Annotated in this window: 14 protein-coding genes and 1 pseudogene; 6 read left to right on the top strand and 9 right to left on the bottom strand. The window is 45.7% G+C overall.

Annotation, left to right across the window (positions count from 1 at the left end; genetic code table 11):
* Positions 1-7 precede the first annotated feature (7 nt).
* The 4 genes from KTR07_RS02335 to KTR07_RS02350 form a co-directional block, all read right to left on the bottom strand.
* The gene (locus KTR07_RS02335; RefSeq protein ID WP_008760003.1) at positions 8-1,258 is read right to left on the bottom strand and encodes a nucleoside permease; all 1,251 of its coding nucleotides are present in this window, start codon (positions 1,256-1,258) and stop codon (positions 8-10) included.
* 376 nt (positions 1,259-1,634) lie between these two features.
* A complete protein-coding gene (locus KTR07_RS02340) occupies positions 1,635-2,813 on the bottom strand; it encodes a class I SAM-dependent rRNA methyltransferase (protein WP_008760004.1) in 1,179 nt (392 codons plus the stop codon).
* A 54-nt stretch (positions 2,814-2,867) separates the two neighbouring features.
* Positions 2,868-3,518 carry a 3'-5' exonuclease gene (locus tag KTR07_RS02345; RefSeq protein WP_008760005.1) on the bottom strand — a complete coding sequence of 217 codons (651 nt, stop codon included), beginning with the start codon at positions 3,516-3,518 and terminating at the stop codon, positions 2,868-2,870.
* Positions 3,519-3,524: 6 nt separating this feature from the next.
* Positions 3,525-4,184 carry a DUF5063 domain-containing protein gene (locus KTR07_RS02350; protein WP_008764503.1) on the bottom strand — a complete coding sequence of 220 codons (660 nt, stop codon included), beginning with the start codon at positions 4,182-4,184 and terminating at the stop codon, positions 3,525-3,527.
* Between the two features lie 122 nt (positions 4,185-4,306).
* On the opposite strand from KTR07_RS02350, the gene KTR07_RS02355 reads away from it, so the two are divergent.
* From KTR07_RS02355 to trxB, 3 genes are read left to right on the top strand one after another with little or no spacing between them, the layout of a single operon-like run.
* Positions 4,307-6,802 (top strand): DNA translocase FtsK, encoded by a 2,496-nt coding sequence (locus KTR07_RS02355; RefSeq protein WP_048696857.1) that lies wholly within the window; start codon positions 4,307-4,309, stop codon positions 6,800-6,802.
* Positions 6,803-6,821: 19 nt separating this feature from the next.
* The gene (locus KTR07_RS02360) at positions 6,822-7,469 is read left to right on the top strand and encodes a LolA-like putative outer membrane lipoprotein chaperone (protein ID WP_048696855.1); all 648 of its coding nucleotides are present in this window, start codon (positions 6,822-6,824) and stop codon (positions 7,467-7,469) included.
* 60 nt (positions 7,470-7,529) lie between these two features.
* Positions 7,530-8,480 carry a thioredoxin-disulfide reductase gene (gene trxB / locus KTR07_RS02365; RefSeq protein WP_008760009.1) on the top strand — a complete coding sequence of 317 codons (951 nt, stop codon included), beginning with the start codon at positions 7,530-7,532 and terminating at the stop codon, positions 8,478-8,480.
* A gap of 114 nt (positions 8,481-8,594) precedes the next feature.
* Here trxB and KTR07_RS02370 read toward each other — a convergent pair whose 3' ends face one another.
* From KTR07_RS02370 to KTR07_RS02385, 4 genes and pseudogenes are all read right to left on the bottom strand, one after another.
* Positions 8,595-11,024, bottom strand: a complete 2,430-nt coding sequence (locus tag KTR07_RS02370) for a beta-N-acetylhexosaminidase (RefSeq protein ID WP_048696852.1) — start codon at positions 11,022-11,024, stop codon at positions 8,595-8,597.
* 157 nt (positions 11,025-11,181) lie between these two features.
* Positions 11,182-11,883 carry a Crp/Fnr family transcriptional regulator gene (locus KTR07_RS02375; RefSeq protein ID WP_008760011.1) on the bottom strand — a complete coding sequence of 234 codons (702 nt, stop codon included), beginning with the start codon at positions 11,881-11,883 and terminating at the stop codon, positions 11,182-11,184.
* Positions 11,884-12,000: 117 nt separating this feature from the next.
* Positions 12,001-14,190 carry a glutamine synthetase III gene (locus tag KTR07_RS02380; RefSeq protein WP_022471551.1) on the bottom strand — a complete coding sequence of 730 codons (2,190 nt, stop codon included), beginning with the start codon at positions 14,188-14,190 and terminating at the stop codon, positions 12,001-12,003.
* Between the two features lie 182 nt (positions 14,191-14,372).
* Positions 14,373-14,585, bottom strand: a pseudogene (locus tag KTR07_RS02385) (hypothetical protein); the annotation flags it as partial.
* Between the two features lie 416 nt (positions 14,586-15,001).
* On the opposite strand from KTR07_RS02385, the gene KTR07_RS02390 reads away from it, so the two are divergent.
* Both KTR07_RS02390 and KTR07_RS02395 read left to right on the top strand, forming a co-directional pair.
* Positions 15,002-17,161 carry a DUF5686 family protein gene (locus KTR07_RS02390; RefSeq protein ID WP_217315191.1) on the top strand — a complete coding sequence of 720 codons (2,160 nt, stop codon included), beginning with the start codon at positions 15,002-15,004 and terminating at the stop codon, positions 17,159-17,161.
* Between the two features lie 204 nt (positions 17,162-17,365).
* Positions 17,366-18,499, top strand: a complete 1,134-nt coding sequence (locus tag KTR07_RS02395; protein WP_008764510.1) for a retron St85 family RNA-directed DNA polymerase — start codon at positions 17,366-17,368, stop codon at positions 18,497-18,499.
* A 33-nt stretch (positions 18,500-18,532) separates the two neighbouring features.
* On the opposite strand, the gene KTR07_RS02400 is transcribed toward KTR07_RS02395, so the two are convergent.
* Entirely contained in the window at positions 18,533-24,361 is a 5,829-nt protein-coding gene (locus KTR07_RS02400; protein WP_117981135.1) for a DUF3320 domain-containing protein, read from the bottom strand.
* 168 nt (positions 24,362-24,529) lie between these two features.
* Between KTR07_RS02400 and rpsA the strand changes: the two genes are divergently transcribed.
* A complete protein-coding gene (gene rpsA, locus KTR07_RS02405; protein ID WP_008764512.1) occupies positions 24,530-26,329 on the top strand; it encodes a 30S ribosomal protein S1 in 1,800 nt (599 codons plus the stop codon).
* Positions 26,330-26,393: the final 64 nt, after the last annotated feature.

Consider the following 26,393-nt stretch of genomic DNA (forward strand, 5'->3'; position numbering starts at 1 on the left):
TTTTTACTTAATTTACTTTATTCTCTCGTTGGTGTTTGTACTTGAATACCAGAGCAAACAGGATGCCGATCACCAGTGCATACGCCGCAAAGATAAACCAGATGTCCGGCCATTCACGGCTCACTAGTTTGCCATCAGCATATACTGAGAATGCGTCTACGACAGCACCGCTGGCATATCCTCCGATGATGGCACCCAACCCGTTGGTCATCATAAAGAACAACCCCTGGGCACTGGCACGGATGGAGGAACTGGTTTCTTGTTCAACAAACAACGAACCTGAAATGTTGAAGAAGTCGAACGCCATACCATACACGATCATGGAAAGAATCAGCATCCACAGACCGGAACCCGGATCTCCGAAGCCAAACAGCCCGAACCGGAATACCCAGGCGAACATACTGATCAGCATCACTTGCTTGATGCCGAAATGTCTCAGGAAGAATGGTATAGCGAGAATAAATAATGTTTCAGACATTTGAGAAATAGACAGCAGGATCACCGAATGTTTTACTCCGAAAGAATCTGCAAACTCCGGAATACTGGCGAAGCTCCCGAGGAAAAGGTCACCATACGTGTTGGTGATCTGCAATGCTGCTCCTAAAAGCATGGAGAACAGGAAGAAAATAGCCATTTTCTTTCTTTTGAATAATACGAATGCATCCAGTCCGAAGGAAGAAAGTAATGTTTTCTTTTCTGTCTTGGCCGGTTTGCATGCCGGCAGGGTGAAAGAGTATAAACCCAGCAAGAGTGCGGATGCACCGCCTACATAAAGTTGTGCGCTGGAATTCTTGAATCCGGTAAGGTCTACTGCCCACATGGCGCAGATAAAACCAATCGTTCCCCATACACGGATAGGAGGGAAGTCCTTGATCAGGTCGCATTTATATTGTTCCAGTGCATTGTATGAAACGGTATTGGCCAGTGACAGGGTAGGCATATATACCAATAAATTGAGTAGCATAGCCCAATACATCTGGTCATAATTCGTAACGGTAGAGGCATAGAAAAGACAAGCTGCCCCTGCGATGTGGCAAAGTCCGTATAAACGTTCGGCATTGAACCATTTATCGGCGATAATACCAATGATGCCGGGCATGACTAAAGAGGCAATACCCATGGTGGCGAAGATGGCACCGATCTGTCCTCCTTCGAAGTGGAGTTCTCTGCCCATGTAACCCCCTAGTGAAATTAACCATGACCCCCATACAAAGAATTGCAGGAAGTTCATAATGATCAAACGAACTTTTATACTCATGACTTTTCTAATTTGTGTTTCTCTTTTTACGTTAATAATAGATGCAAATATAATATTTTCGTTGATTGGGTGGACAAGTTAATCGATAAAAAGGGGATAAAAAAGCCATAAATGCGAAGAATAGTGAAGAATTACTGTTAAAAAGAGGGTGGATAGGCATATAAAAAAAGAAGGCTATCTATCCCAGACAGCCAATCTTTATTAACCTTAAATCTAATACCATGAAAAACACAGTGCAAATATAAAGGGTTTTATGTTATAGAACATAATGATTTGCCGAAAAACTTCTATTTGTTAACTCTAATTAACTTTGAAACTATTATTTTTCTTTTATTCACCCCTTGTTTATGCAAGTTCATGGTGTTTATGACATATATTACTCTACATAGAGTACCAGCCCTTTCAGGTATTCTCCTTCGGGATGGTATATATTTACCGGGTGGTCGGCAGGCTGGGTTAGTTGGTGTAGGATACGTACACTACGTCCTGACATAGCAGCAGCGGTAAACACAGCTGTGCGGAAATTATCCTTGGTTACCACCTGAGAGCAGGAGAAAGTAAACAGGATGCCGCCCGGTTTGATCTTTTCGAATGCTTTGGCATTCAGTTTCCGGTAACCTTGCAAGGCATTCCGCAAAGCATCCTTATGCTTGGCAAATGCAGGCGGGTCGAGGATTATCAAATCGTATTGGTCGCCCATGCGGTCAAGGTATTTGAAAGCATCTTCGGCGAAAGCTTCGTGACGCGCATCGCCGGGGAAATTCAGTTCTACGTTTTTGTTAGTCAGATCGATTGCTTTGGCAGAACTGTCAACGGAATGTACCAGCTTTGCACCTCCACGCATAGCGTAGAAGGAGAAACCGCCGGTGTAGCAGAACATATTCAGTACCGAACGGTCTTTAGAATAATGCTCCAGCAGTGAACGGTTTTCGCGTTGGTCTACGAAGAATCCTGTCTTTTGGCCTTTCAGCCAGTCTACATGGAACTTCAGGCCGTATTCCCGTGCGATATTATCGCTGCTTCCTCCTTTAAGGAAACCGTTTTCGGGAAAAAGATCTGCCTTAAAAGGCAGTGTAGTCTCCGATTTATAATAGATATTTTCGATCTTGTCACCCATTACTTCCGACAGGGCTTCGGCGATAGTCATGCGGTCTACATGCATTCCTGCGGAGTGCGCCTGCATGACGGCAGTCCGGGCATAAATGTCAATGACCAGCCCAGGCAGATTGTCTCCCTCACCGTGTACAAGACGGTAGGTGTCATTGGTGGGATTGACTGCGATACCGATTCCACAACGCATATCATAGGCAATTTGCAGTTTACGTTTCCAGAAATCGTGGTCGATGGGTTCCTGACGGAAAGAGAGCACACGTACGGCGATACTTCCGATCTGGAAATGTCCTTCGGCTATAAATTCCTTCTTCGAAGTGTATACTTCTACAACTTCACCTTCTTCGGGTTCTCCATCGAAACGAGCGATTGCTCCGGAGAAAATCCAGGGATGAAATCTTTTTAAAGACTCTTCTTTGCCGGGTTTGAGGTATACTTTATGCATGTTGTTTAAAATGCTATTTTATCAGTTATTAATTAGTCTTTTATCGGTCATTTGTCAGCGATTGGCGGGAGCATTTGCGTCAACCTCTTCTTCTACAGGGAGGCTTTCGACCTCGTAGTTGCCGGTTCGTTTCAGTTCCTGCAACAGGTTGTAGATGTTGAGGCAAGCCCAGGCATCGGTAGCGGCATATTGTTTCTGTCCGTCGCTCAGTACGTCCGCTTCCCAGTTGGACAGCCGTTGTGATTTGGAAATCTTTTCTTTGAACAGGATTGCATAAATCTTTTGCAGACTTTTGTCCTGTATGCCGAACTGGCGTACATAGTCTTGCAGTTCGATGCAGCTCTGTTGGGTAAAAGGTGCACGTTTGTGCAGCATCATAAAGTCGTCTTTGAGCGACAGTCCTACTTTGATAACAGCCGGATTTTCCAGCAGGTCGACCAAAGGTTGGGTGAGTCCGGTCATATTGAGGCGGAACAGGAAACAGCATTCGTCTGAAGAAATCTGCAGAAGTGCTACTTTATGACTTTGTCCTTTGGTGAAGGATGGGCGCGTTTCGCTATCGATACCCAGTATCGGCTGAGATTGCAGGTAAGCTACTGCTTTTTCTGTTTCCGCTTCCGACTGGATCACATGGATTCGTCCCGGAAATACAGTTTTCGGGAGTTCCTTTAGTTCGTCTTTATTTATACTTCTTCTTACTATCATTTTTGTTTATTCGTCATTACGACAATGGCAACCGTCCTCATGACAATGACATTCGTCGTCGTGGCAGTGACAACCGTCTTCTTCACAACAATAGTCGTCATCGCTTAGTTCGTTATTCTCTTCCTCGTTGTCTTCTTCGTCATTCTCATTCTGCTGGTTATACTTCACATCGTGAAGGGCACGCAGAGTGTTTACCAACTTCTGTCCCCACAGCAGACCGAAGTTTTCCTGACAGATGGCCAGCGAGTCGTTCATGGTTTCGTTCAGTCCCAGCTGGAAAACGAAAATAAAATCTTTGATATCCTGATAGATATCTGCCAAATCTTCCGAGATGGACTTCTTGATAGGCTGGTCACTGTACACCATATCCTGTACGAAAACGTCCAGATAATCATCCTTTTCACCCATCAGCCCTGCCAGATTGATGCGCAGAATCTCGTAGATTTCCTCTGTTACATACGTTTCGGGTGCCTCGTCTCCAATCGTTTCACACTTCGGAAGCAAGGATGCTTTGAGATAGAGCAGGGGAAGTATTTTTAAGGACGTGTCGACAAAAGCTTTGCGCTTCATGTGTTCAGCACGTTCGAGGAATGCGCAAAATTCGGCGGCTACCGTTACGAACTCGATCACATTCTTTTCAAATATCGTTTGGCTTTCTTTTTCCATAATCAGATTGATTTGAATCGCAAAGGTAAGAAAAAGGATTGAATGAGAGTACTGCTCGTTATTTTTTTATTATTTTTGCGGCTTATAATACGGATTCCAATTTATTTAAAGAATAAAGACTCATGGCAAAAAAGAAAATAGATAAGGAGGCTGAACGCACTCCGTCTTCTCCTGGAAGGATTGTATCAATTTTTAAGAATGAAACCGTTCATTTTGTGATCGGATTGATGCTGGTAATCTTTTCTGTTTATCTTTTGTTGGCTTTTTCTTCCTTCTTCTTTACGGGGGCAGCCGACCAAAGTATTATCGACAGCGGCAACTCGGCAGACCTTGCGGCGGTTAATAACAATGTAAAAAACTATGCTGGATCTCGCGGAGCACAGTTGGCTAGTTATCTGATAAATGACTGTTTTGGAATATCTTCTTTCTTTATCCTTGTCTTTTTGGCGGTGGCAGGATTGAAGCTGATGCGGGTGCGCATTGTCCGTCTGTGGAAATGGTTTATCGGTTGTACATTATTATTGATTTGGTTCTCCGTATTCTTCGGTTTCGCTTTGATGGATCATTATCAGGATTCTTTCATTTATCTGGGAGGTATGCACGGTTACAATGTAAGCCGCTGGCTGGTTTCGCAGGTGGGAGTTCCCGGAGTATGGATGATCCTGCTGATAACGGCAGTCTGTTTCTTTATCTACATAAGTGCACGGACGATAATCTGGTTGCGCAAACTTTTTGCTCTGAGTTTCCTCAAACGTCAGAAGAAAGAAGAGGAAAAAGAGACAGCAGAAGAAGGAACACAGGAGTTCACGACCTCGCAACCGCAGGAAGTGGAGTTTAATCTGAAACGTACTTATAAGCAAACACCTCCTCCTGCTCCCGTGATGGATATACAGGCAGAAGAACCGAAAGAAGAATCTCCGGTCAACACACCGGAACCGGACGACGAACTTCCTTCTGCTGATGAGGCGGAAGGGGTGACTATGGTCTTTGAACCGACCGTAAGCGATGTGGTTCCTCCTGCTGCTCAGGATGAATTGCCGGGTGAGGATGAACCCGGGTTCCAGGTAGAGACAGCTACGTCCGAAGAAGAATATCAGGGTCCGGAGCAAGAACCTTATAATCCGATGAAGGATCTGGAAAATTACCGTTTCCCGACAATCGACTTGATGAAGCATTTTGAGAATGACGATCCGACGATTGACATGGACGAGCAGAATGCGAATAAAGACCGTATCATTAATACATTGCGCAGCTTTGGCATTGAAATCAGTACGATCAAAGCTACGGTAGGTCCTACGGTGACTCTTTATGAAATTACCCCTGAACAGGGTGTGCGTATCTCGAAGATCCGGGGCCTGGAGGATGATATCGCCCTGAGTTTGTCAGCGGATGGTATCCGTATTATTGCTCCGATACCGGGTAAGGGAACCATCGGTATTGAAGTTCCGAATAAGAATCCGAAGATTGTATCCGGTCAGAGCGTGATTGGAAGTAAGAAGTTCCAGGAGTCCAAGTTTGACTTACCGATTGTACTGGGTAAGACGATCACGAACGAAGTGTTCATGTTCGACCTTTGCAAGATGCCGCACGTGTTGGTGGCAGGTGCTACCGGGCAGGGTAAGTCTGTCGGCTTGAATGCAATCATTACTTCCTTATTATATAAGAAGCATCCGGCTGAATTGAAATTTGTACTGGTTGACCCGAAGAAGGTGGAGTTCAGCATTTACTCCGTCATTGAAAACCATTTTCTGGCCAAACTTCCCGACGGAGGCGAACCGATTATTACGGACGTGACCAAGGTAGTGCAAACGCTGAATTCTGTTTGTGTGGAAATGGATACACGCTATGACCTCTTGAAGATGGCTCATGTACGTAATGTCAAGGAGTATAATGAGAAGTTTATCAACCGCCGCCTCAATCCGGAGAAAGGACATAAGTTTATGCCGTATATTGTGGTGGTAATCGACGAGTTCGGAGATTTGATCATGACTGCCGGTAAGGAAGTGGAACTTCCTATTGCCCGTATTGCGCAGTTGGCACGTGCGGTCGGTATTCACATGATTATCGCTACGCAGCGTCCGACAACGAATATCATTACAGGTACGATCAAGGCGAACTTCCCGGCACGTATTGCGTTCCGTGTATCTGCTATGATGGACTCCCGTACGATTCTTGACCGTCCGGGGGCAAACCGCCTGATTGGTAAGGGAGATATGCTCTTCCTGCAAGGTGCTGATCCGGTACGTGTGCAGTGTGCCTTTATCGATACGCCGGAAGTGGAGGAAATCACGAAGTTTATTGCCCGTCAGCAGAGTTATCCAACTCCGTTCTTCCTGCCCGAGTATGTGAGCGAAGACAGCGGTAGTGAAGTGGGCGACATTGATATGGGACGTCTCGACCCGTTATTTGAAGATGCGGCACGCTTGGTGGTCATCCATCAGCAAGGTTCCACTTCGTTAATTCAACGTAAATTTGCTATTGGTTACAATCGTGCCGGACGTATCATGGATCAGCTTGAAAAGGCGGGAATCGTCGGACCCACACAGGGAAGCAAGGCTCGTGATGTACTCTGCATCGACGATAATGATCTTGAAATGCGTTTGAACAATTTACAATAACAGATCGTTTATTAATCAAATGAGAAAATACATTTTTAGTGTTTTAATAGCTTTACTGTCACTGCCTGTGATTGCTCAACAACAGCAGTCGCAGGCTAAAGTTGTTCTGGAGAAGACAGCCGAAGCATTTAAGAAGGCAGGTGGTGTAAGGGCTGATTTTACCTTGAAGGCTGTCAATGACGGTCATCTGGAAGGACGTGAGAATGGTATCATCCAGTTGAAAGGCGAGAAGTTTATGCTGAAGACCTCCGAGACAACCACTTGGTTTGACGGGAAAACACAGTGGAGTTACATGGTGAGAAATGATGAAGTGAATGTCAGCAATCCTACTCAGGAAGAGTTGCAGCAAATCAATCCGTATACCTTTCTTTATATGTATCAGAAAGGATTCTCTTATAAGCTGGGAACTGTGAAGGTATATCAGGGTAAAGCTGTTTGGGAAGTGATTCTGACTGCTAATGATAAAAAGCAAGAGTTGGAAAGTATTACGCTTTATGTGACAAAGAGTACGTATGAACCGGTTTACATTCAGCTTCAGCAACGTGGTCAGAAAACGCGTAATGAGATTACCGTGACAGCTTATCAGATCGGACTGGATTATGCGGATCATGTTTTCACTTTCGACCGGAAGGCATACCCCACTGCGGAAGTGATAGACTTACGATAGGATGTTCTTTTGAGTAAGAGATGAGATAGTTGGAATATAAAACAATAATATAACAATAAAATGGCAGAAATAGAAAAAGTAAAATGCCTGATTATAGGCTCAGGGCCTGCCGGATATACGGCAGCGATCTATGCAGGACGTGCTAACCTTTGTCCGGTGCTTTATGAAGGATTGCAACCCGGTGGTCAGTTGACGACTACTACGGATGTGGAGAACTTCCCCGGTTATCCGGAAGGAATCAGTGGTCCGCAGTTGATGGAAGATTTGCGTGCGCAAGCCAGCCGTTTCGGAACAGACGTCCGTTTCGGTATTGCTACAGCGGCAGATTTGAGCAAAGCTCCTTATAAAATAACGATTGACGGTGATAAGGTGATTGAAACGGAAGCATTGATCATTTCTACCGGTGCTACGGCCAAATACCTGGGACTGGAAGACGAAAAGAAATACGCCGGAATGGGAGTTAGCGCTTGTGCTACTTGTGACGGTTTCTTCTACCGGAAGAAAGTCGTTGCAGTGGTGGGCGGTGGAGATACAGCCTGTGAGGAAGCGATCTATCTGGCTGGTCTGGCATCCAAAGTATATCTGGTGGTTCGCAAACCTTACCTGCGTGCATCGAAGATTATGCAGGAGCGTGTGCAGAAGCATGAGAAGATTGAAGTTCTTTTTGAACACAATGTAGTCGGCTTGTTTGGCGACAACGGCGTAGAAGGTATGAATGTCGTGAAGCGTTGGGGCGAATCGGACGAAGAACGTTACAGCCTGCCGATCGACGGCTTCTTCCTGGCTATCGGTCACAAACCGAATTCGGATATCTTCAAGGAGTATATCGATACTGACGAAGTGGGTTACATTATTACAGATGGTGACAGCCCCCGTACGAAAATTCCCGGAGTATTCGCAGCGGGAGATGTGGCTGATCCGCATTATCGTCAGGCTATTACAGCAGCGGGAAGTGGCTGTAAGGCTGCTATCGAAGCGGAACGTTATCTCTCTGCAAAGGGAATTATTTAAAGATGAAGTAAGGCGGAATGCTTTGCATGGAATAAATAAGAACTGAATCGATAAAAAAACGGTGGACATGAGCAACAAGCTGAATGTCCACCGTTTTTTGTTATCTCACAGGCATTAATATGCTTCGATTTCGTCTATCCACAATTCGGCAGGAATGACTTCCGGGCCGTTGTTCTTTTCGAAATTGACGCCATTACGCAAGGTACCGCCATTCTTGATTTTTACTTTCAGGAAAGTGGCTTGTGTCGGTTCGAATTCGATAGAGTCGGTGAATGCGATTCTTCCCGTTTCCGGACAATCATGCTTCAAGGCCTTTTCGGCTATCTGAGTATATTGCTGACCGTCGGCAGATACTTCTACGGCAACTCCTCCGGCGGGGAGCATTCTCATGGCAGGATTAAACAAGGAGCCGAAGACCACTTTTCTTACTTCCGTCGGTTTGTCCAGATGGACGATGAATTCCAGGTCTTTACCTTCTACGATTGCGAAACTGGACCACGGAGTGTAAGAAGCATTGTTACCTCTCTTTCCATTTGTCAGACCAAAAGTTGTTTTGTCAGCTCCCAGTACATCATTGTCGCCGAAAATATCCCCTGTCCATCCCATTGTATAATTGACGGTAAATGGTTTTCCCGCCAGCAGATTGCCATACAATGGCTTGTTGGTGACTTTGCCCAGTATCTTGCCGTCTTTGAAGGCGGCAGCTTTCAGGTCGATATTTCCTTCAAGTGCGAAAGGCTGTTCATATAGCGTAGAACCGTAAGTCGGTTCGCTGCCGTCTGTGGTGTATCTGATTTCCGCATTCGGGTAGAATGTTTCCAGCAATACCATCAACGGACCGTTTTCATCCGCATGAGTATTGATGTTTACGTCGAAGAAGTTGAGGCAGGGTTTGGTATCCATGACTTCCAGGCGCTCAAATTCCGTAACCATGCGTTCGCAGAAACTCTTCCAGTTTTTGTTGGCATCCAGCGTCCATCCCGTTTCCGCGATTGCCATTGCACGTGGGAAGGCCTGATAATCTACCCGGTCGGAAGTTTTCATATATTCTCTCCAGAGGTTGCCTTGCATACCGATAATATGCTTTTTCACTAGTTCATCGGCATCATCCGGAACAGGATTGTAGCTATAAGTCTTCTTCAGCGTTGTGTATCCGCCGATGGTAGTCGGGGCGATTTCCGGATCTTCCTGATAGAAGTCCAGATAAGCATAAGGCATGGGAGCCATGATTGCGTTGTGTCCTGCTTTAGCTGCATTCAATCCGCCTTCAACGCCACGCCATGATAAGACAGTAGCGTTCGGAGCCAGACCGCCTTCCAAAATCTCGTCCCAGCCGATGATATTGCGTCCTTTGCCGTTCAGGTATTTTTCCATGCGGGTAACGAAGTAACTTTGCAGTTTATCTTCCTTGCTATGCTTCATTCCGTCCACTTTGCTGGGAGTCACGTCATCCTTCAAGCCTAACTGACGAATCAACTGCTGACAGAAAGCACTGTTCTTCCAAGCTGTTTTGGGGCATTCGTCCCCTCCGATATGAATGTATTCGCTGGGAAATAATTCGACTACCTCATCCATGACTCCTTCAAAGAACTTGAAAGTGGTCTCGCTCGGGCAGAATACCTGTTCGAATACGCCCCACGTAGGTGATACTTTATATGTCTGTGTAGAATCACAAGACAATTCGGGGTAAGCAGCCAGAGCCGCCAATGCATGCCCCGGCATTTCTATTTCGGGGATTACATTGATATATTTGCTTGCAGCATAAGCTACTACTTCTTTTATCTGTTCCTGTGTGTAATATCCTCCGTGTTCTATTCCGTCGAATACTTGCGGATAGTTCACATAATAATAATCTACCAGCGTCTTTTCACGTTTGGAACCTATCTCTGTCAGTTTCGGATATTTCTTGATTTCGATTCTCCATCCCTGATCGTCCGTCAGATGCCAGTGGAAAACGTTCATCTTGTTCATTGCCAACAGGTCGATAAACTTGTAGATATACTCTATCGGGGCGTAATGGCGGCAAACGTCCAGCATCAGTCCGCGATGTACAAAGCGGGGAGCGTCTTCGATCTCTACAGCCGGAACAGACCAGTCGGCTTTCTTCTTCAGTTCTTTTCCGTAAACAGCGGGAGGAAGAAGTTGATAAATAGTCTGTACACCATAGAAAAATCCGTTCGGCTGGGAAGCTGTAACTGTAATAAGGGTAGGGGTGACAGACAGTTTGTAGCCTTCTTTAGGCATACCTTCTTGTAGTACGAAACTGATAGCAGGCTTTCCATCCACGCTTTCGGCTTCTTTCAGAGAGATTCCGGCAGTCTGTTTCAGTTGTTCGGCAAAGCCGTCGGCTACCTTTTTAACTTCCGGAGCATCGGACGGAACTACCAGCCGGACTTTGTTACTCAGTTCGAAGCGGCCTTCTTTGGGAACAAGCTGGTTGGGTTGCGGAACGATATTGTACTCGTTCGTCACTTCTTTTGGCTTCTGACAACTGGGGGTAATCATAAGTAAGGACAAAAGAAGAAGGGAAATACTTTTCTTCATGGTCTGAAATTGTGTTAAGTTATTAATATATTGACAGGACAAATGTACTTGTTTAATTGATAAGTTCCAATAGTATAGAAATAAAAAAGCCGATGTGACGAACATCGGCTTCCAGTTAAAGTTTCAGATCACTTTTTATGATCGTATAAGGTCTGTATTATCCTATCTTGCTTATTTTCTTGAGTTTTTCTTCTTCAATGATTTTGATCTTTCTTCCGTCGATGGTGATCAGGCGTTCCGTAGCGAACTGTGATAAGGTACGGATGGCGTTCGAGGTGGTCATGTTCGACAGATTTGCCAGGTCTTCACGGGAAAGATAAATACTCAATGTCGACCCGTCTTCTTCCAGACCGTAGCTTTCTTTGAGGAAAATTAGCGATTCTGCCAGACGTCCGCGGATATGTTTCTGTGTCAGGCTGACGGTACGTTCGTCGGAAATGCCGAGATCGATAGAAAGCTGGCGGATGAAGAACATGGCTAAATCATTGTTTTGAGCAATAAGCGTGGTAATGGCAGTCATGGGGATGAGACAGATAACAGAAGGTTCAAAAGCAGCGGCAGCAGTTACGAAGTCTTCCTTTGCGAAGTATGCACGGTACGCAAAGTATTCCCGCTGTTTAATCATGCGGATAATCTGACTTCTACCTCCTACACCATCTTTGAAGATTTTGACCTTGCCGGTAATGAGACACATCAAATGAGAGGGAGTCTCCCCTTCGCAGTAGATGGTTTCGTTTTTTTTGTAGGTCTGTATTGTATAATTGTTCATCAGAAACTCCCTTTGTTCGTTATTCAAAGGAGCTAACAAATCGGATAATGGTTCCGAAATATCGATGTCTGACATGTTCATTTTTACCATGGGTGCTACAAAACTGTGTTATACAGCACAAAAGTAGAAAGAAAAAATGAGAAAATGAACGAATCTATAAAAAGATTGCACAAAAGCAGGTTCTTTCGTGCAATCTTCAGGAGCTTTTTATTTGGTGAACAAGAGTTCCCTGTACTTGGGTAGCGGCCATATTTCGTCGTCTACCTCCATCTCCAGATGATCGATATGATCGCGGATTTTATCAAGATAAGGACGTACTTTTTCTTCGTATTCGAATGCTCTCTCTTTGTAGTTGTCTTTGTGATTGGCAACTTTTCGGGCTTCGGTCATTTCGCGTACCAATACTTTGATGGAAGTCACTCGGTGTGAGATTTCGCGAATCAGCTCTTTGCGGTCGGCGCTCAATACTTCGTATTCTTCGGGAGAGAAGATTTCTTTCATTTTGCAAAGATTCTCCAATAGCCGGTTCTGGTAGGTGACAGCCGTCGGCACGATGTGGTTGATGGCAAGGTCGCCCAATACGCGTCCCTCGATCTGTACCTTCATGGTGTATTTTTCCAGTTCTACTTCGAGACGGCTGTTCAGTTCGGTTTCGTTGAAGATGCGCTCACCGATCAGTACCGATTTCGACTGGTTGTCTACGTAGTGCATCAGTGCTTCCGGCACGTGGCAGATGTTGGTCAGTCCGCGGCGGGCAGCTTCCTGTCTCCATTCTTCTGAGTAACCGTCGCCTTCAAAGCGGATGGCTTCGGAAGCGATGATGGTTTCTTTCAGCAGGCGGAAGATAGCTTCGTCTTTGCCCACTCCTTCTTCCATCAGTTTCTCCACAGATGCGCGGAATTCGTTCAACTGGTTGGCCATGGCGGCGTTGATGGCGATCATGGCGGCGGCACAGTTGGAAGAAGAACCGGCGGCACGGAACTCAAAGCGGTTTCCGGTGAAGGCGAAAGGAGAAGTACGGTTGCGGTCGGTGGTATCGAGCAAGATTTCCGGGATACGTCCGATTCCCAGTTTCAGCGTAGTCTTTTCTTCCGGTGTCATCTTTTCGTTTCCTACTTGGCGTACGATTTCGTCGAGGGTTGCCGAGAGTTGTGAACCGAGGAAGCAGGAGAGGATGGCGGGAGGAGCTTCGTTCGCTCCCAGGCGGTAGCTGTTGCTGGCACTCATGATGGAGGCACGCAGCAGGTCCTGGTTCTTGTATACCATCATCAGTACGTTTACCAGGAAAGTAAGGAACAGCATATTGCCTTTCGGGTTCTTTCCGGGGGCAAACAGGTTGATGCCGGTGTCGGTGCACAGCGACCAGTTATTGTGTTTGCCGGAGCCGTTAACGCTGCTATATGGTTTTTCGTGCAGCAATACATTGAAGTGATGCTTGCGTGCGATACGCTTCATCAAGTCCATGACAAGCTGGTTGTGGTCGTTTGCCAGGTTGCAGTTTTCGAAGATGGGAGCCAGCTCGAACTGGTTGGGAGCTACTTCGTTGTGACGGGTCTTGGCAGGGATGCCCAGTTTGTGACATTCGATTTCGAGTTCCTTCATAAATGCGGTGACACGTGGAGGAATGGAGCCGAAATAGTGGTCTTCCAACTGTTGGTCTTTGGCGGAAGAGTGTCCCATCAAGGTACGTCCGGTCAGACAAAGGTCGGGACGTGCATTATATAAGGAGGAGTCTACGAGGAAATATTCCTGTTCCCATCCTAAGTTGGTAAAGACGCGTGTTACGTTCTTGTCGAATAGCTGGCAAACATCCGTGGCAGCTTTGTCTACGGCGGCAAGTGCTTTCAGAAGCGGAGTCTTGTAATCCAGCGCTTCGCCTGTGTAAGAGATAAAAATCGTAGGGATACAGAGCGTGGTATCTACTACGAATGCCGGAGAAGAAACGTCCCATGCGGTATATCCGCGAGCTTCGAATGTATTACGGATACCGCCATTGGGGAAAGAAGAAGCGTCCGGTTCTTGCTGAATCAGCAGTTTTCCGGAGAATCGTTCAATGACTCCGCCGTCTTCGCCGAATTCGATAAAGCCGTCATGCTTTTCGGCGGTTCCGTCTGTCAGAGGCTGAAACCAGTGTGTGTAGTGGGTGACGTTGAGCGACTTGGCCCAGCTCTTCATGCCGTTGGCAATCAGGTCGGCTATTTCACGGCTGATCGGTGTACCTTTTTCGATTGCATCGGTAACAGCCTTATAGGCTTCCTTCGGAAGATACTCCTGCATCTTCTTGCGGTCGAATACGTGGCTACCATAATAATCAGAGAGTTTGTTGGAAGGGGCAGTAACTTCCAGCGGCTTCCGGTTGGAAAGTTCTTGTAATGCGTAAAATCTCATTTTTGACATAAATCGTCTTCTTTTTATCGGTTGATGGCGCAAAAATATATGTTTTTTCTGAAAGTACCCCTATTTTAAAGGGGGTATTTTCGGAAAATGATATATTTTTCTGAAGAATACCCCCTCCTTATAGGATTGATTCGTCTCTGAATCACCTTTTGTCCATCACGGCACTTTTTGATTATAACCGATTAAGAGATGGATTCCAGTATTTCCTGCTGTCCGTCCTTGTTTTTCTGTCGGTCGATTTCTGCAGCCATCTGTTTGACTAGTATTTCTACCTGCATATAATGCTTGTTTATGTTTCTGTATAGCAGCTTCATTGTAGTACTGTCCATAGCCATTTGGGTGAGGAACTGTAAATGTTTTCCCATCGAGGCGTTCATTTGCATATGCGTTTTTTTATCCTATACTAAATTTAGTCCCGGCTTGTGCAATAAATAATACTTTGGAGTGCATAAATTAATTCGTCCGCCTATAGCCGGATGCAAGTTTGCCTATAGTCGACGTTGCGTTTGCCTATAGGCGGACGAAACGTTGCCTATAGCCGGACGAATTAATTCATGCACTCGAAGATATTATTTTTTATAGAGAAAATGTTTATTGTATTCTACTGTAATGATTGAAGAAATTGGGAAGTGGATTTAATAAGTAGAAAAATGTCCATGAAAACTGATATGATGCGTGGCATTGAGAAAGGATTTTCCTTGCTAACGCTTTTTTGCAGCTTAATTCCCTTGCTTTTCGATATTCTTTTTTATATTTGCCTACAATAAACAAGGAGATACGACGATTGAAATATAAGATATTGATAGGATGTATGTTGTGCTTGTTCTCTTTTATTCCGAAGGGGGCAGCCAATCTTGTTCTTAATCCTTATACAAGTCAGGAGATATCTGCTGATTCCATCATTGAGCGTGTCATGACTTTTGCTCCCTCTTATGAAAGTATAGTGAGCGACTATCGCGCGAACCTATATATAAAGGGTAAGATGAATATTCAGAAGAAGAATTTTATCCTCCGGTACGTTCCTTCGATGTTTCGCTTGCAGAAGGGGGTACGTGAATACTTGCTCGAAACGTATAGTGACCTGCATTATACAGCTCCCAATATCTATGACCAGAAAGTTAAGGCATCACAAGGCACTGTGAGAGGAAACAGGGGACTGCCGGGATTACTTGAATATTTTAGTGTCAATATCTACTCATCTTCTCTTCTGAATGACGAACGCTTGCTGTCTCCGCTTGCCAAGAACGGGCAGAAATACTACAAATACCGGATAGACAGTGTGATGGGCGATCCCAATAATCTCGACTACCGGATACGTTTCATTCCCCGTACCAAGAGCGACCAGTTGGTGGGTGGCTATATGATTGTCAGCAGCAATGTATGGAGCGTGCGTGAAATCCGTTTTTCGGGACGGTCGGAACTGATTACGTTTACTTGCTGGATCAAGATGGGGGAAGTAGGAAAGAAAGATGAATTTCTCCCGATACGTTATGACGTGGAGGCCCTTTTTAAGTTCCTGGGCAATAAGGTGGACGGCAATTATACCGCCTCGCTGGACTATAAATCGATAGAACTGAAAGAAAGAAAGGTTCGGAAGAAAGAGAAGAAAAAGTATAATCTGTCGGAATCATTCTCCTTGCAGTGCGATACGAATGCCTATAAAACAGATGCGTCCACGTTCGGCGTGCTACGCCCCATCCCTTTGAGTGAAGGAGAAAAGCAACTTTACAAAGATTATACATACAGGCGGGATACCGTGTCGGTGCAACAGAAAACCAAGAGTCAGGCTTTCTGGGGAACGATGGGCGACCTGATGTTGGAAGATTATAAATTCAATCTGTCCAATATCGGAAGTGTCCGCTTCTCGCCGTTTATCAATCCGCTTTTGTTCAGTTATAGCGGAAGCAACGGATTATCATACCGACAGGATTTCCGTTACAACCGGATTTTCAGAGGCGACAAGTGGCTCCGCATCGTACCCAAACTGGGTTATAACTTTACACGGAAAGAGTTCTACTGGTCGCTGAATGCCGACTTTGAGTACTGGCCGCAGAAACGGGGCTTTTTCCGGTTGAGTGTGGGTAATGGTAACCGTATCTATAGCAGCAAGATGCTGGACGAACTGAAAGCGATGCCGGACAGTATCTTTAATTTCGACCTCATCCATCTGGATTATTTCAAGGACTTGTATTTCAACTTCCGTCATAGTTTTGAAATTACCAACGGACTGGATATCAGCCTCGGTTTCTCGGCACACAAGAGAACAGCTGTCGAGAAATCCCGTTTTGTGATTACGGGTGACTATCCGATGCCTCCGCCGGAATTTATGGAACGCTTCAGAAATACCTATATCAGCTTTGCCCCGCGCATCCGGGTGGAATGGACTCCAGCGCTTTATTATTATATGAACGGAAAGCGTAAGATCAATCTCCGCTCTGACTATCCGACATTTTCGGTGGACTATGAACGGGGAATAGAAGGAGTATTTAAAAGTACTGGAGAATATGAACGGATAGAATTCGACCTTCAACATAAGATTCAGCTGGGGCTGATGCGAAATATTTATTATCGTTTCGGCTTCGGGGCGTTTACCAATCAGGATGAACTGTACTTTGTGGACTTTGCCAATTTTGCCCGTCATAATCTGCCGGTAGGGTGGAATGATGAAATCGGTGGTGTGTTTCAGGTGCTCGACGGACGTTGGTACAACTCCTCCCGCCGCTATGTACGCGGACATTTCACTTACGAGGCTCCTTTCCTTATTCTCCGGCATTTGATGAAATATACCCGCTATGTGCAGAACGAACGTCTTTATATCAGTGCGCTCTCTATGCCGCATCTCCAGCCATATCTGGAAGTGGGTTATGGTATCGGTACGCATGTCTTTGATGTGGGAGTATTCGTCAGCAGTGAGAACTGGAAGTTCAGCGGGATCGGATGTAAATTTACTTTCGAGTTGTTTAACCGATAGTTTTTCTTCATAACAGTTGCATAATGTATAGAAAATACATATCTTTGTGAGGAAGAGGATGAGGAAAAATTTAGCAGAAAAGAGGTGTAGTCGCCTCGCAGGCACAGGTATTTTCCTGGAAAATAAATCTCTGGTATAAATACCTCTATTTATTTTAGTAAAATCTCATCCTCTTCTTCTCCTTTTTATATATGTAACAACAAGATGGACGGAATTTTAATTACGATACTTATTGTTACCGGTTTTCTGATTTATAAATTGATTTCTTCGAGCCGGAAACAGGAAGGATATAAGAGATGGAAAGCAACAGGCAGCGGTAATACTACTAACGAAGAGACTTCCAAAAACAAATGGGAACATGGAGCCTGGCTCAGGCATGCTTTAGGAGTAGTCACTCCTAAAATGAGAACATGTCCTGTATTTGATGAAGAGGCGGTGGTGTGGTGTGCCAATCTGTTGGGAATAGAGGTGATGAGGTTGAAAGAGATACTGCAGGATGTCTCTTCGCATTATCGGGAGTTCTGGATCAGAAAGCGGAGAGGAGGATACCGTATGATCTCTGCTCCGGACAAGGAACTGAAAGCCATTCAGGATACTATTTATCATCGTATATTACTGTCTGTAAATGTGCATCCTGCCGCTACGGGATTCCGGCGTCAGCATTCCATCGTCGATAACGTCCGTCCTCATCTGGGAAAACGCTGTGTCTTGAAGACGGATATCCATGATTTCTTTATTTCCATACGTAGTCCGAGGGTGAAAAAGACTTTCGAAAAGATCGGCTATCCGAAGAATATATCGAAAGTGCTGGGCGAGTTGTGTTGTATGCGTCGGCATTTGCCGCAAGGAGCGTCTACCAGTCCGGTACTGAGTAACATCATCGCTTATGAGATGGACCGGAAACTGGCGGTGATGGCGGAAGAATTCGGGCTGACTTATAGTCGTTATGCCGACGACCTCACCTTTTCGGGCGATGTCTTTCCGAAAGAGGAGGTGCTTGCCCGGGTCAAGGAAATCATCAGGGAAGAGAAGTTTGAACCGAATCATCAGAAAACTCGTTTTCTGAATGAGAATGACAGGAAGATAATCACGGGCGTATCCGTCAGCTCCGGTGTGAAGCTGACCATTCCTAAAGCCCGAAAGAGAGAGATTCGCAAGAATGTCTATTTCATTTTGACAAAGGGGCTGGCGGAACATCAACGCAGAATCGGCTCCCATGATCCTGCCTATCTGAAACGGTTGATAGGGTCGCTTTGTTATTGGCGTTCCATAGAACCGGATAATACGTATGTAGCTGATTCTATTGCTGCTCTGAAACGTTTGCAGAAGGGGTATTGACGGGTGGCGGCTGTTTGTGTCTGCCTTACCGTGTTAATCGATGATCGTTGCCCTTCCGTTTTCAACTTTGGCATAATTCCTTTTTACCGCTTCCTGAATCCCTCTGAGCATGGATGCTTCGATGTTTGACCCCATGTGTGTGAAGCCGAATACTTGTGCGCATGCTTTTGCCAAATCGGGTAAAGGCAGGCTGATGGAATTGATTAATATTTGTTGGATGGCATTGGCTATTTCTTCGGGTGGCAGATCCGCTGCATCTCGGTCGGAATCGGGACGGTACTCTGAATAAGAACGGTATTGCGCTTCATCTTTCCAGCAGAAGATAAGCCCGTCATGTTCTATGCGGTAAAGATGTAATGTGTCGAATATTATTTCCAATTGAGCATCTATTCGTGGTCCTACACGGTTGACTCCCCATTCGGATATGATTTTCTTTCCAAGTAAGGTTTTGCTGATCGGGGCTTCATTTTCTATTATCTTTTGGACTTGGGAGACAATAATAGGATTATTTCTTTTAGCGAAGATGTCGTCGGCAGCGTACAGGAACGGACGTATTTTAGTACTATTATAATTTTGTACGGAGATAAAGGAAAAGTTTGTGTATGCGCATGCAGATTTTAGCTGCATCGGCGTTTCCTGCACATTCTTTTCTCTTTTTTCTTGTTCCTTTTTTACTATAACCGGTTTCTCCGCTTTCATATCCTGAGCAATCGCTGCTTGTATAGACGCCATCACTTCATCCGGCTTTTCCCACCAGTCCATCGTCCATATACGGCAGATATTCCATCCCAGTGCTTTGAGTACATTGTTTTGAACAATTTCCCGGTCACGGACAGTCTTGGTACGTCTGTAGTTCTTTCCGTCACAGATAATACCTAATTGGTAGTTGGACGGGGTTTGAGTATCGACAATGCCAATATCGATCTTATATCCGGAACAGCCTATATCAGTATGTACGGTATATCCCGAAGAACGTAACTTGTCGGCAATAATCTTTTCGATAGAAGTTTCTTCTTCCGAGGTCCGAATATTAGTCGAGGTATTCAGTATGCGCTTGGTTCCTTTCTCCGCATATTCAAGGAAGCGTTTCAGCCCGGCTACTCCGATAGAAGAAGTTCGGTTCAGATCAATCATGTCCGATCTCAGCGTAGAAAAGATGATCATTTCGTATCGGGCACGGGAGACGGCTACGTTTAACCGTCTTTCACCTCCCGCACGGTTCAACGGACCGAAGTTCATGCTGACGCGCCCTTCGGCATCGGGACCATAGCCGACGGAGAACAGTATCACATCCCGTTCGTCTCCTTGCACATTTTCAAGGTTCTTGATGAACAGGGGTTCTTCACATTCCAGCGCAAAGGTTTCCAGTTCAGGATGAAAGGCGAAGAGATCGGATAGCAAATCTTCTATCAACGCCTGCTGAACCACGTTGAAAGTAACTACCCCCATACTTTTTCTCCTTAATTTTTCGCTCCTCAGCCTTCTCGCTATTTCGTCTACTATGGCTTGCGCTTCCGCTTGGTTCTGACGGGATTTTCCTTTGTCATAATAACCGTCTACGGCGACCATTCTGACTTTCGATTCAATATTGTCCGGTGACGGGAAAGTCATCAGCTTATTATCGTAATATTCGGAGTTACTGAAAGTGATAAGACTTTCGTGTTTGCTTCGGTAATGCCACAGCAGGTATTTGGAAGGGATAGAGAGAGCGAGGCAATCGTCAAGGATACTTTCCAGATCTTCTATCTCGATGTTGTCTTCGTCAATGGTATTAACGGAGAAGAAGCTGGTAGGCGGCATCTGTTTGGGGTCGCCTACGATAACTACATTCTTGCCTCGGGCGATGGCACCTACCGCTTCGTAAGTCGGCATCTGTGAAGCTTCGTCGAAGACGATCAAGTCAAATTTCTCTGCATCGGCATCGATATATTGGGCAACCGATATAGGACTCATCAACATACACGGACACATACGGGACAGCAGGATAGGTATTTGATCGAATAGCTTGCGGATGGATATTCCGCGTGCATTATTGCGTATATTCTTTTGTAATATTCCGACTTCTGAACTTTGAATGGCTTCGTGGGTGAAGGACGGAATGTTGGAAGCCAGTCTGGCGAACAGTTCCTTTTTGGTAATGTCCTCGAAGTTGGCGGATACCTGCTTGTATTTGGTTATAATATCATTGAATATCTTGCCGTTGAATAATTCCAGCGTCGGTTCTTTGGCGATGATATAGTGAATAACGGCTTGGTAGAAACTCTTGCGGAAGCTGCTGGTGAGTAAATCCGTAGGAATATTCTTTTCCTTATATTCTTCTGCGATAAATCCGAGACCCAACTCGTTCAGTTTGTTGTAGGATTGAAGCCATTGATACCAGTCTTTGAGTTTGTCCAGATTTTCTTTCCATATTCCGGCTTGCTGTAGGGCGATGCCGATCCAGTCGGCGGAGTTTGTATAAAGCGTCTCTACGGTTATGCCCAGAGTGGTGGAAAGCCGTTGCTCGGTTGCCGTAAGCGTGTCGACCAGCTGATACAATTCATTCAGAGAATGAGAATGGATATCTCTGAATGTCCGGATACCTTCTGTCAGTTGTAACGCTAAGTTCTGTTTGATTCGGGATGTTTTCGCCACATCTTTTGAATAACTCAGTAACAGGGAATGAAGCGAAGATACCTCATGGATGATCTGATCGATGATGGGCCACTCTTCATCTCTTCCGAATCTTCCGAATAAAGAAGGCAGCTTGGCGGTGTATCTGTCTGTAAAATCAAGCTCTTCCTGATACCGGATGACCTGATGGAGCAAAGGCTGGACTGTCTCTGGCTTTACCGGTTGCAGAGCGTAAGGACGAATCACCTTTTTTATTTTTCTTTGTCCGAAATATCGTGGGAGAAACCATTGGGCGGATACCCGATTCCATTCGGCCAGCATGGGGCCGGCGTTTATCTTCAGTACCTCTTTGGTGAATCCGTTTTCTATTTCTGCTTTGATTTCATCGCGTTTCCTGCCGTGTTCCGTCACTTTCCGGTACTCTTCCAGCGTTTCATTTAATAAAGGAGTGGTCAGCAGTTCGGGCGTCAGTTCCGGAATATCGAGTATTTTTCGGATAATGGCGCTGATTATATTGAAATCCTTGCGGGTGGGATGAATGTCCGTATTTTCCAGTAAAGCGGAAAAGACAGGCAGTTTCGATTGTATGGCAGTCAATAAGCCAATGAAAGTGGCGAGCGTTTGTAAGGCTTCCTCTTTGATGGCGGACGAATATTCCCGAATGAAAATCCCTGTCAATGGGTGAAGATGCGGGTGGCCGCAAGCATTGGCGGTACTGACCAAAGATTCGATGGCATCTTCCCAATGTGAGAATCGATCCTTGTCCAGATTGTCCAGATAAGATGACGGGATATCGAAGCAGGGGTCAACGTCTGTTGACTGGTAGTGGATGATCGCATCATAGAGGGAAAGTCCGAAAGGATATTCCTTGTGTAACGCTTCGATGTATTTATTTAGTTTCGTTCGTAATTTCAGCAGGCGTTCGGCTTCCTTCCTGAACTCTTCGGGAGGAGTTCGTCTGATGATTTCGGTTGTCTCCTTTAGTTGCGAGATGACAGTGGATTTCTTTGTCTTGTTGGAGTGAATTTCCAGACAGAACGGGGCAAGTCCTATCGCCGCCAGTCTGTTTTGGACGACGGAGAGGGCTGCCATCTTCTCGGCAACAAATAAGACTCGTTTACCTTTATAAAGCGCGTTGGCGATGATGTTCGTTATCGTTTGGGACTTTCCGGTTCCCGGAGGGCCGTGTAGGATAAAAGTCTTGTCGTGCACCGCCTCATAAATCGCTTCCAGCTGAGATGAATCGGCAATGATGGGCAGCACAATATCTGCCGGAGATAACTGTCTGTCCATGTAGGCGGCATCCACTTCTTCCGTAATCGCGTCCCATTCGATCTTTCCGTTGATGAGGCTGGAGACAATCTTGTTTTGAGTCAGTTTGGGAGCATTGTTGTGGATGTCGTTCCACATGATAAACTTGTTGAAGGAGAAGATACCTAAAATAGCCTGTTCCTCCACATCCCATTTACGCTGATTCTTGATGCAGTGCCGGATGATGGAGTAAATCAGTTTTACGTTGACTCCGCTTTCGTCCGTCGGAAGCGGATCAAGTCCCGGTACGGAAATGCCGAAGTTCTGACGAAGCATTTCCAATAAGGTGATATTCATCATCGTTTCTTCTTCCCGCGAACGAATCACATACCCCTTGGCGGCTGACTTGCGGATGATTTCGACCGGCAGCAGCACTATCGGTGCATAACGGGGACGCTCGCTGGAAGGTGTTTCGTACCATTTCAGAAGTCCGAGGGCCAGATAAAGTGTGTTCGCTCCGTTCTCTTCGATAGAAGTACGGGACGAACGGTACAGGTGAGTCAGTGCTTTGCCTAAATCATTCTCCGGCAAGTAAAAACGTAACCTTTTCTGTGAAAGCTCCGAATTAACAAAGTCGGCTATCGGATCCGATTCCGGTATGGAAGAATAAATGCCAAACTCCATCGCCGGATTCTCCCATTCGGCGGGACGGTGGAGGATACGAAACTCATCTCCTTCCGCCAAGGCGTCTTCCAGACAGGCAAGGTTTGCCGGAATCAGCTGAAGAGTATTCTTTGTAATCCGGATGTTCAGCAAGTTGTTGCGCAGACTCAAATCCAGCAGTCTTCTCTCCCAAAGCAACTGTTTGGTGAGGGCTGTCTGAGTTTCGCTGCCCGACAAATCATATGGATTCACGCTTTGCGGAGTGGCGTGCGTGGTATTTCTGTTTATATCCTCATCTTCCTTTATTTCCCATACTTGTCCGTTCAGTACGCGCTGCGGGATCGGGCGGACTCCCGAATGCCTGGCCCTTCTGACGTCGATGGCGAGGATGAAACTGCCCGGATCGCTCAGTTTGCCGTTCGCGCTTTTCACGGCGTTGTCGAAGTCGGCATTATGTCCCATATTCATGCAGGTGGTTTCTACCAGCGTGATGTCGTAGATTCCTTCGGCAGTTCGTTTGGTCAGCAAGGATACATCGTCGATGGCAGGGTCCGGAAAGGTTTCCGGCACCAGCCAGCCGCCTGCGAAAGCATGCCCTTTGGTGATGACGATGAGGGCATTCAGTCCGATGGATTCGAGGCAGGAAGCATAAAGCAGTGCCATATCCAGACAGGTTCCGAGCTTTTGTGCCAGTACGGAATCTGTCAGACGGACACGCTGCCCGTGCTCTTCGAAGCTGGCGGGAATGGTGCTGTAAATAATTTGCTGTTCGGTGAGGGCGGTGTAGATGGCTGCCATCTGCTTTCTCACACGGTCCGGATTGCGGCTTTGGTATTCGTCCAGTGACGGAGTACCGGTCCACTGTTCCAGAATCGCGGCGGCTCTCTTGATAATAGGAGTGAGCACGGCATGATTGGGGGTGATGAACGCTGCCAGCATCTCGGGGAATATATTGATTCCGCCCCATTGGTCGTATGCCAGAATGTCGATGGGGTAGGTCCGGGTAAAGATCGTTTCCGCCTCGGAGCGGATTTCTATTTTCAGGCTTCCCGACATACGCTCGGTCAGCTGGGCGAAATAATTGGCGGACAAGACCAGGCTGAACGATTGCAGACACACGGAATCATTGGCGGGAATCGCTTCCACCATCACAGGAGTGATACTGCCGAAGTCGGGCTCGGCCGTGATTTGTACCTGAATGTTTCTGAAGGGTTCGGACGTCATGTTTTCAATCGAAAGCTGATGGATGACCGATACTTTGTTTTGCTGCATCGCGAAATTAATAAGTGGCAGATAATCAAACTGCACCCTGATTTTGTCCAATGTTCCGTTCATGTTGAAAGTCGTATAATATTAGATTTGCAATATTACAAAAAATACGGATATTACCATCTTTTCTTTGGGTATTCTTTTGTCGGTCAAGAAAATATTCCTACCTTTGCGCCCGATTTATAGATAATATAATGTCTTATTCAATTAAAGTATTAAACAATTTATTTATTAATGGAAAACTTAAAGAACGTAGCTCCTATTGAAGACTTCAACTGGGATGCTTATGAAAACGGCGAAGCTGTAACAAGCGCAAGCCACGAAGAACTAGAAAAAGCTTACGACGGTACGCTTAACAAAGTGAACGACCGTGAGGTTGTTGACGGAACCGTAATCGCAATGAACAAGCGTGAAGTAGTTGTGAACATCGGTTACAAATCAGACGGTATCATTCCTTTGAATGAGTTCCGTTACAATCCGGACCTGAAGGTAGGTGATACTGTAGAAGTATACATCGAAAACCAGGAAGACAAAAAAGGACAACTCGTTCTGTCACACAGAAAAGCCCGCGCTACTCGTTCTTGGGATCGCGTTAACGCTGCTCTGGAAAATGAAGAAATTATCAAGGGATTCATCAAGTGCCGCACAAAGGGTGGTATGATCGTAGACGTATTCGGAATCGAAGCATTCTTGCCGGGTTCTCAGATCGACGTTAAACCGATCCGTGACTATGATGTATTCGTTGGCAAAACAATGGAATTCAAAGTGGTTAAGATCAACCAGGAATTCAAAAACGTTGTTGTATCTCACAAGGCTCTTATCGAAGCTGAACTGGAACAACAGAAGAAAGAAATTATCGGCAAGCTCGAAAAAGGACAGGTTCTTGAAGGAACTGTTAAGAATATCACCTCTTACGGTGTGTTCATCGACTTGGGTGGCGTAGACGGTTTGATCCACATCACAGACCTTTCTTGGGGCCGCGTTAGCGATCCGAAAGAAGTGGTTGAACTGGATCAGAAGCTCAACGTTGTTATCCTTGACTTCGATGACGAAAAGAAACGTATCGCTCTTGGCTTGAAGCAACTGACTCCGCACCCATGGGATGCTCTTGACACTGACTTGAAGGTAGGTGACAAGGTGAAAGGTAAAGTGGTTGTGATGGCTGACTACGGCGCATTCATCGAAATCGCTACAGGCGTAGAAGGTCTGATCCACGTATCAGAAATGTCTTGGAGCCAGCACCTGCGTTCTGCTCAGGACTTCATGAAGGTGGGCGACGAAGTAGAAGCTGTAGTTCTGACTTTGGACCGCGAAGAACGTAAGATGTCTTTGGGTATCAAACAGCTGAAACAAGATCCATGGGAAACTATCGAAGAGAAGTATCCTGTAGGTTCCAAGCATACTGCAAAAGTACGTAACTTCACTAACTTCGGTGTATTCGTAGAAATCGAAGAAGGTGTTGACGGCTTGATCCACATCTCTGACCTTTCTTGGACTAAGAAAGTGAAACACCCGTCAGAATTTACTCAGATTGGTGCTGACATCGAAGTTCAGGTATTGGAAATCGACAAAGAAAACCGTCGTTTGAGCCTTGGTCACAAGCAACTCGAAGAAAATCCTTGGGATGTATTCGAAACAGTATTCACTGTAGGTTCTGTACACGAAGGTACTATCATCGAAATGTTGGATAAGGGTGCTGTTGTAGCTCTTCCTTACGGTGTAGAAGGTTTCGCAACTCCGAAACACCTTGTAAAAGAAGACGGTTCACAAGCTCAGTTGGATGAGAAACTTGAATTCAAAGTGATCGAGTTCAACAAGGACGCTAAGAGAATCATCCTGTCTCACAGCCGTATCTTCGAAGATGTAGCTAAGGCTGAAGAAAGAGCAGAAAAGAAAGCTGCTTCCGGTGCTAAGAAGTCTTCTAACAACAAGAGAGAAGATGCTCCGATGATCCAGAACCAGGCTGCTTCAACTACGCTGGGCGACATCGACGCTTTGGCTGCTTTGAAAGAACAGTTGGAAGGAAAGAAATAATCGTTATTTCTATATAATGGAAAAGCGCTCCGGTTATCGGGGCGCTTTTTTTGTTTTGCCATGA

The organism is Bacteroides sp. MSK.20.82 (assembly GCF_019052485.1).
Taxonomy (GTDB): Bacteria; Bacteroidota; Bacteroidia; order Bacteroidales; family Bacteroidaceae; genus Bacteroides; species Bacteroides thetaiotaomicron.

What these genes read in the sequence shown, in the direction of transcription:
- KTR07_RS02335 (WP_008760003.1), bottom strand. Translation starts at nt 1,258, where the DNA reads ATGAGTATAAAAGTTCGTTTGATCATTATGAACTTCCTGCAATTCTTT.
- trxB (WP_008760009.1), top strand. Translation starts at nt 7,530, where the DNA reads ATGGCAGAAATAGAAAAAGTAAAATGCCTGATTATAGGCTCAGGGCCT.
- KTR07_RS02370 (WP_048696852.1), bottom strand. Translation starts at nt 11,024, where the DNA reads ATGAAGAAAAGTATTTCCCTTCTTCTTTTGTCCTTACTTATGATTACC.
- KTR07_RS02360 (WP_048696855.1), top strand. Translation starts at nt 6,822, where the DNA reads ATGAGAAAATACATTTTTAGTGTTTTAATAGCTTTACTGTCACTGCCT.
- KTR07_RS02355 (WP_048696857.1), top strand. Translation starts at nt 4,307, where the DNA reads ATGGCAAAAAAGAAAATAGATAAGGAGGCTGAACGCACTCCGTCTTCT.
- KTR07_RS02380 (WP_022471551.1), bottom strand. Translation starts at nt 14,190, where the DNA reads ATGTCAAAAATGAGATTTTACGCATTACAAGAACTTTCCAACCGGAAG.
- KTR07_RS02375 (WP_008760011.1), bottom strand. Translation starts at nt 11,883, where the DNA reads ATGGTAAAAATGAACATGTCAGACATCGATATTTCGGAACCATTATCC.
- KTR07_RS02350 (WP_008764503.1), bottom strand. Translation starts at nt 4,184, where the DNA reads ATGGAAAAAGAAAGCCAAACGATATTTGAAAAGAATGTGATCGAGTTC.
- KTR07_RS02390 (WP_217315191.1), top strand. Translation starts at nt 15,002, where the DNA reads ATGTTGTGCTTGTTCTCTTTTATTCCGAAGGGGGCAGCCAATCTTGTT.
- KTR07_RS02345 (WP_008760005.1), bottom strand. Translation starts at nt 3,518, where the DNA reads ATGATAGTAAGAAGAAGTATAAATAAAGACGAACTAAAGGAACTCCCG.
- rpsA (WP_008764512.1), top strand. Translation starts at nt 24,530, where the DNA reads ATGGAAAACTTAAAGAACGTAGCTCCTATTGAAGACTTCAACTGGGAT.
- KTR07_RS02340 (WP_008760004.1), bottom strand. Translation starts at nt 2,813, where the DNA reads ATGCATAAAGTATACCTCAAACCCGGCAAAGAAGAGTCTTTAAAAAGA.
- KTR07_RS02400 (WP_117981135.1), bottom strand. Translation starts at nt 24,361, where the DNA reads ATGAACGGAACATTGGACAAAATCAGGGTGCAGTTTGATTATCTGCCA.
- KTR07_RS02395 (WP_008764510.1), top strand. Translation starts at nt 17,366, where the DNA reads ATGGACGGAATTTTAATTACGATACTTATTGTTACCGGTTTTCTGATT.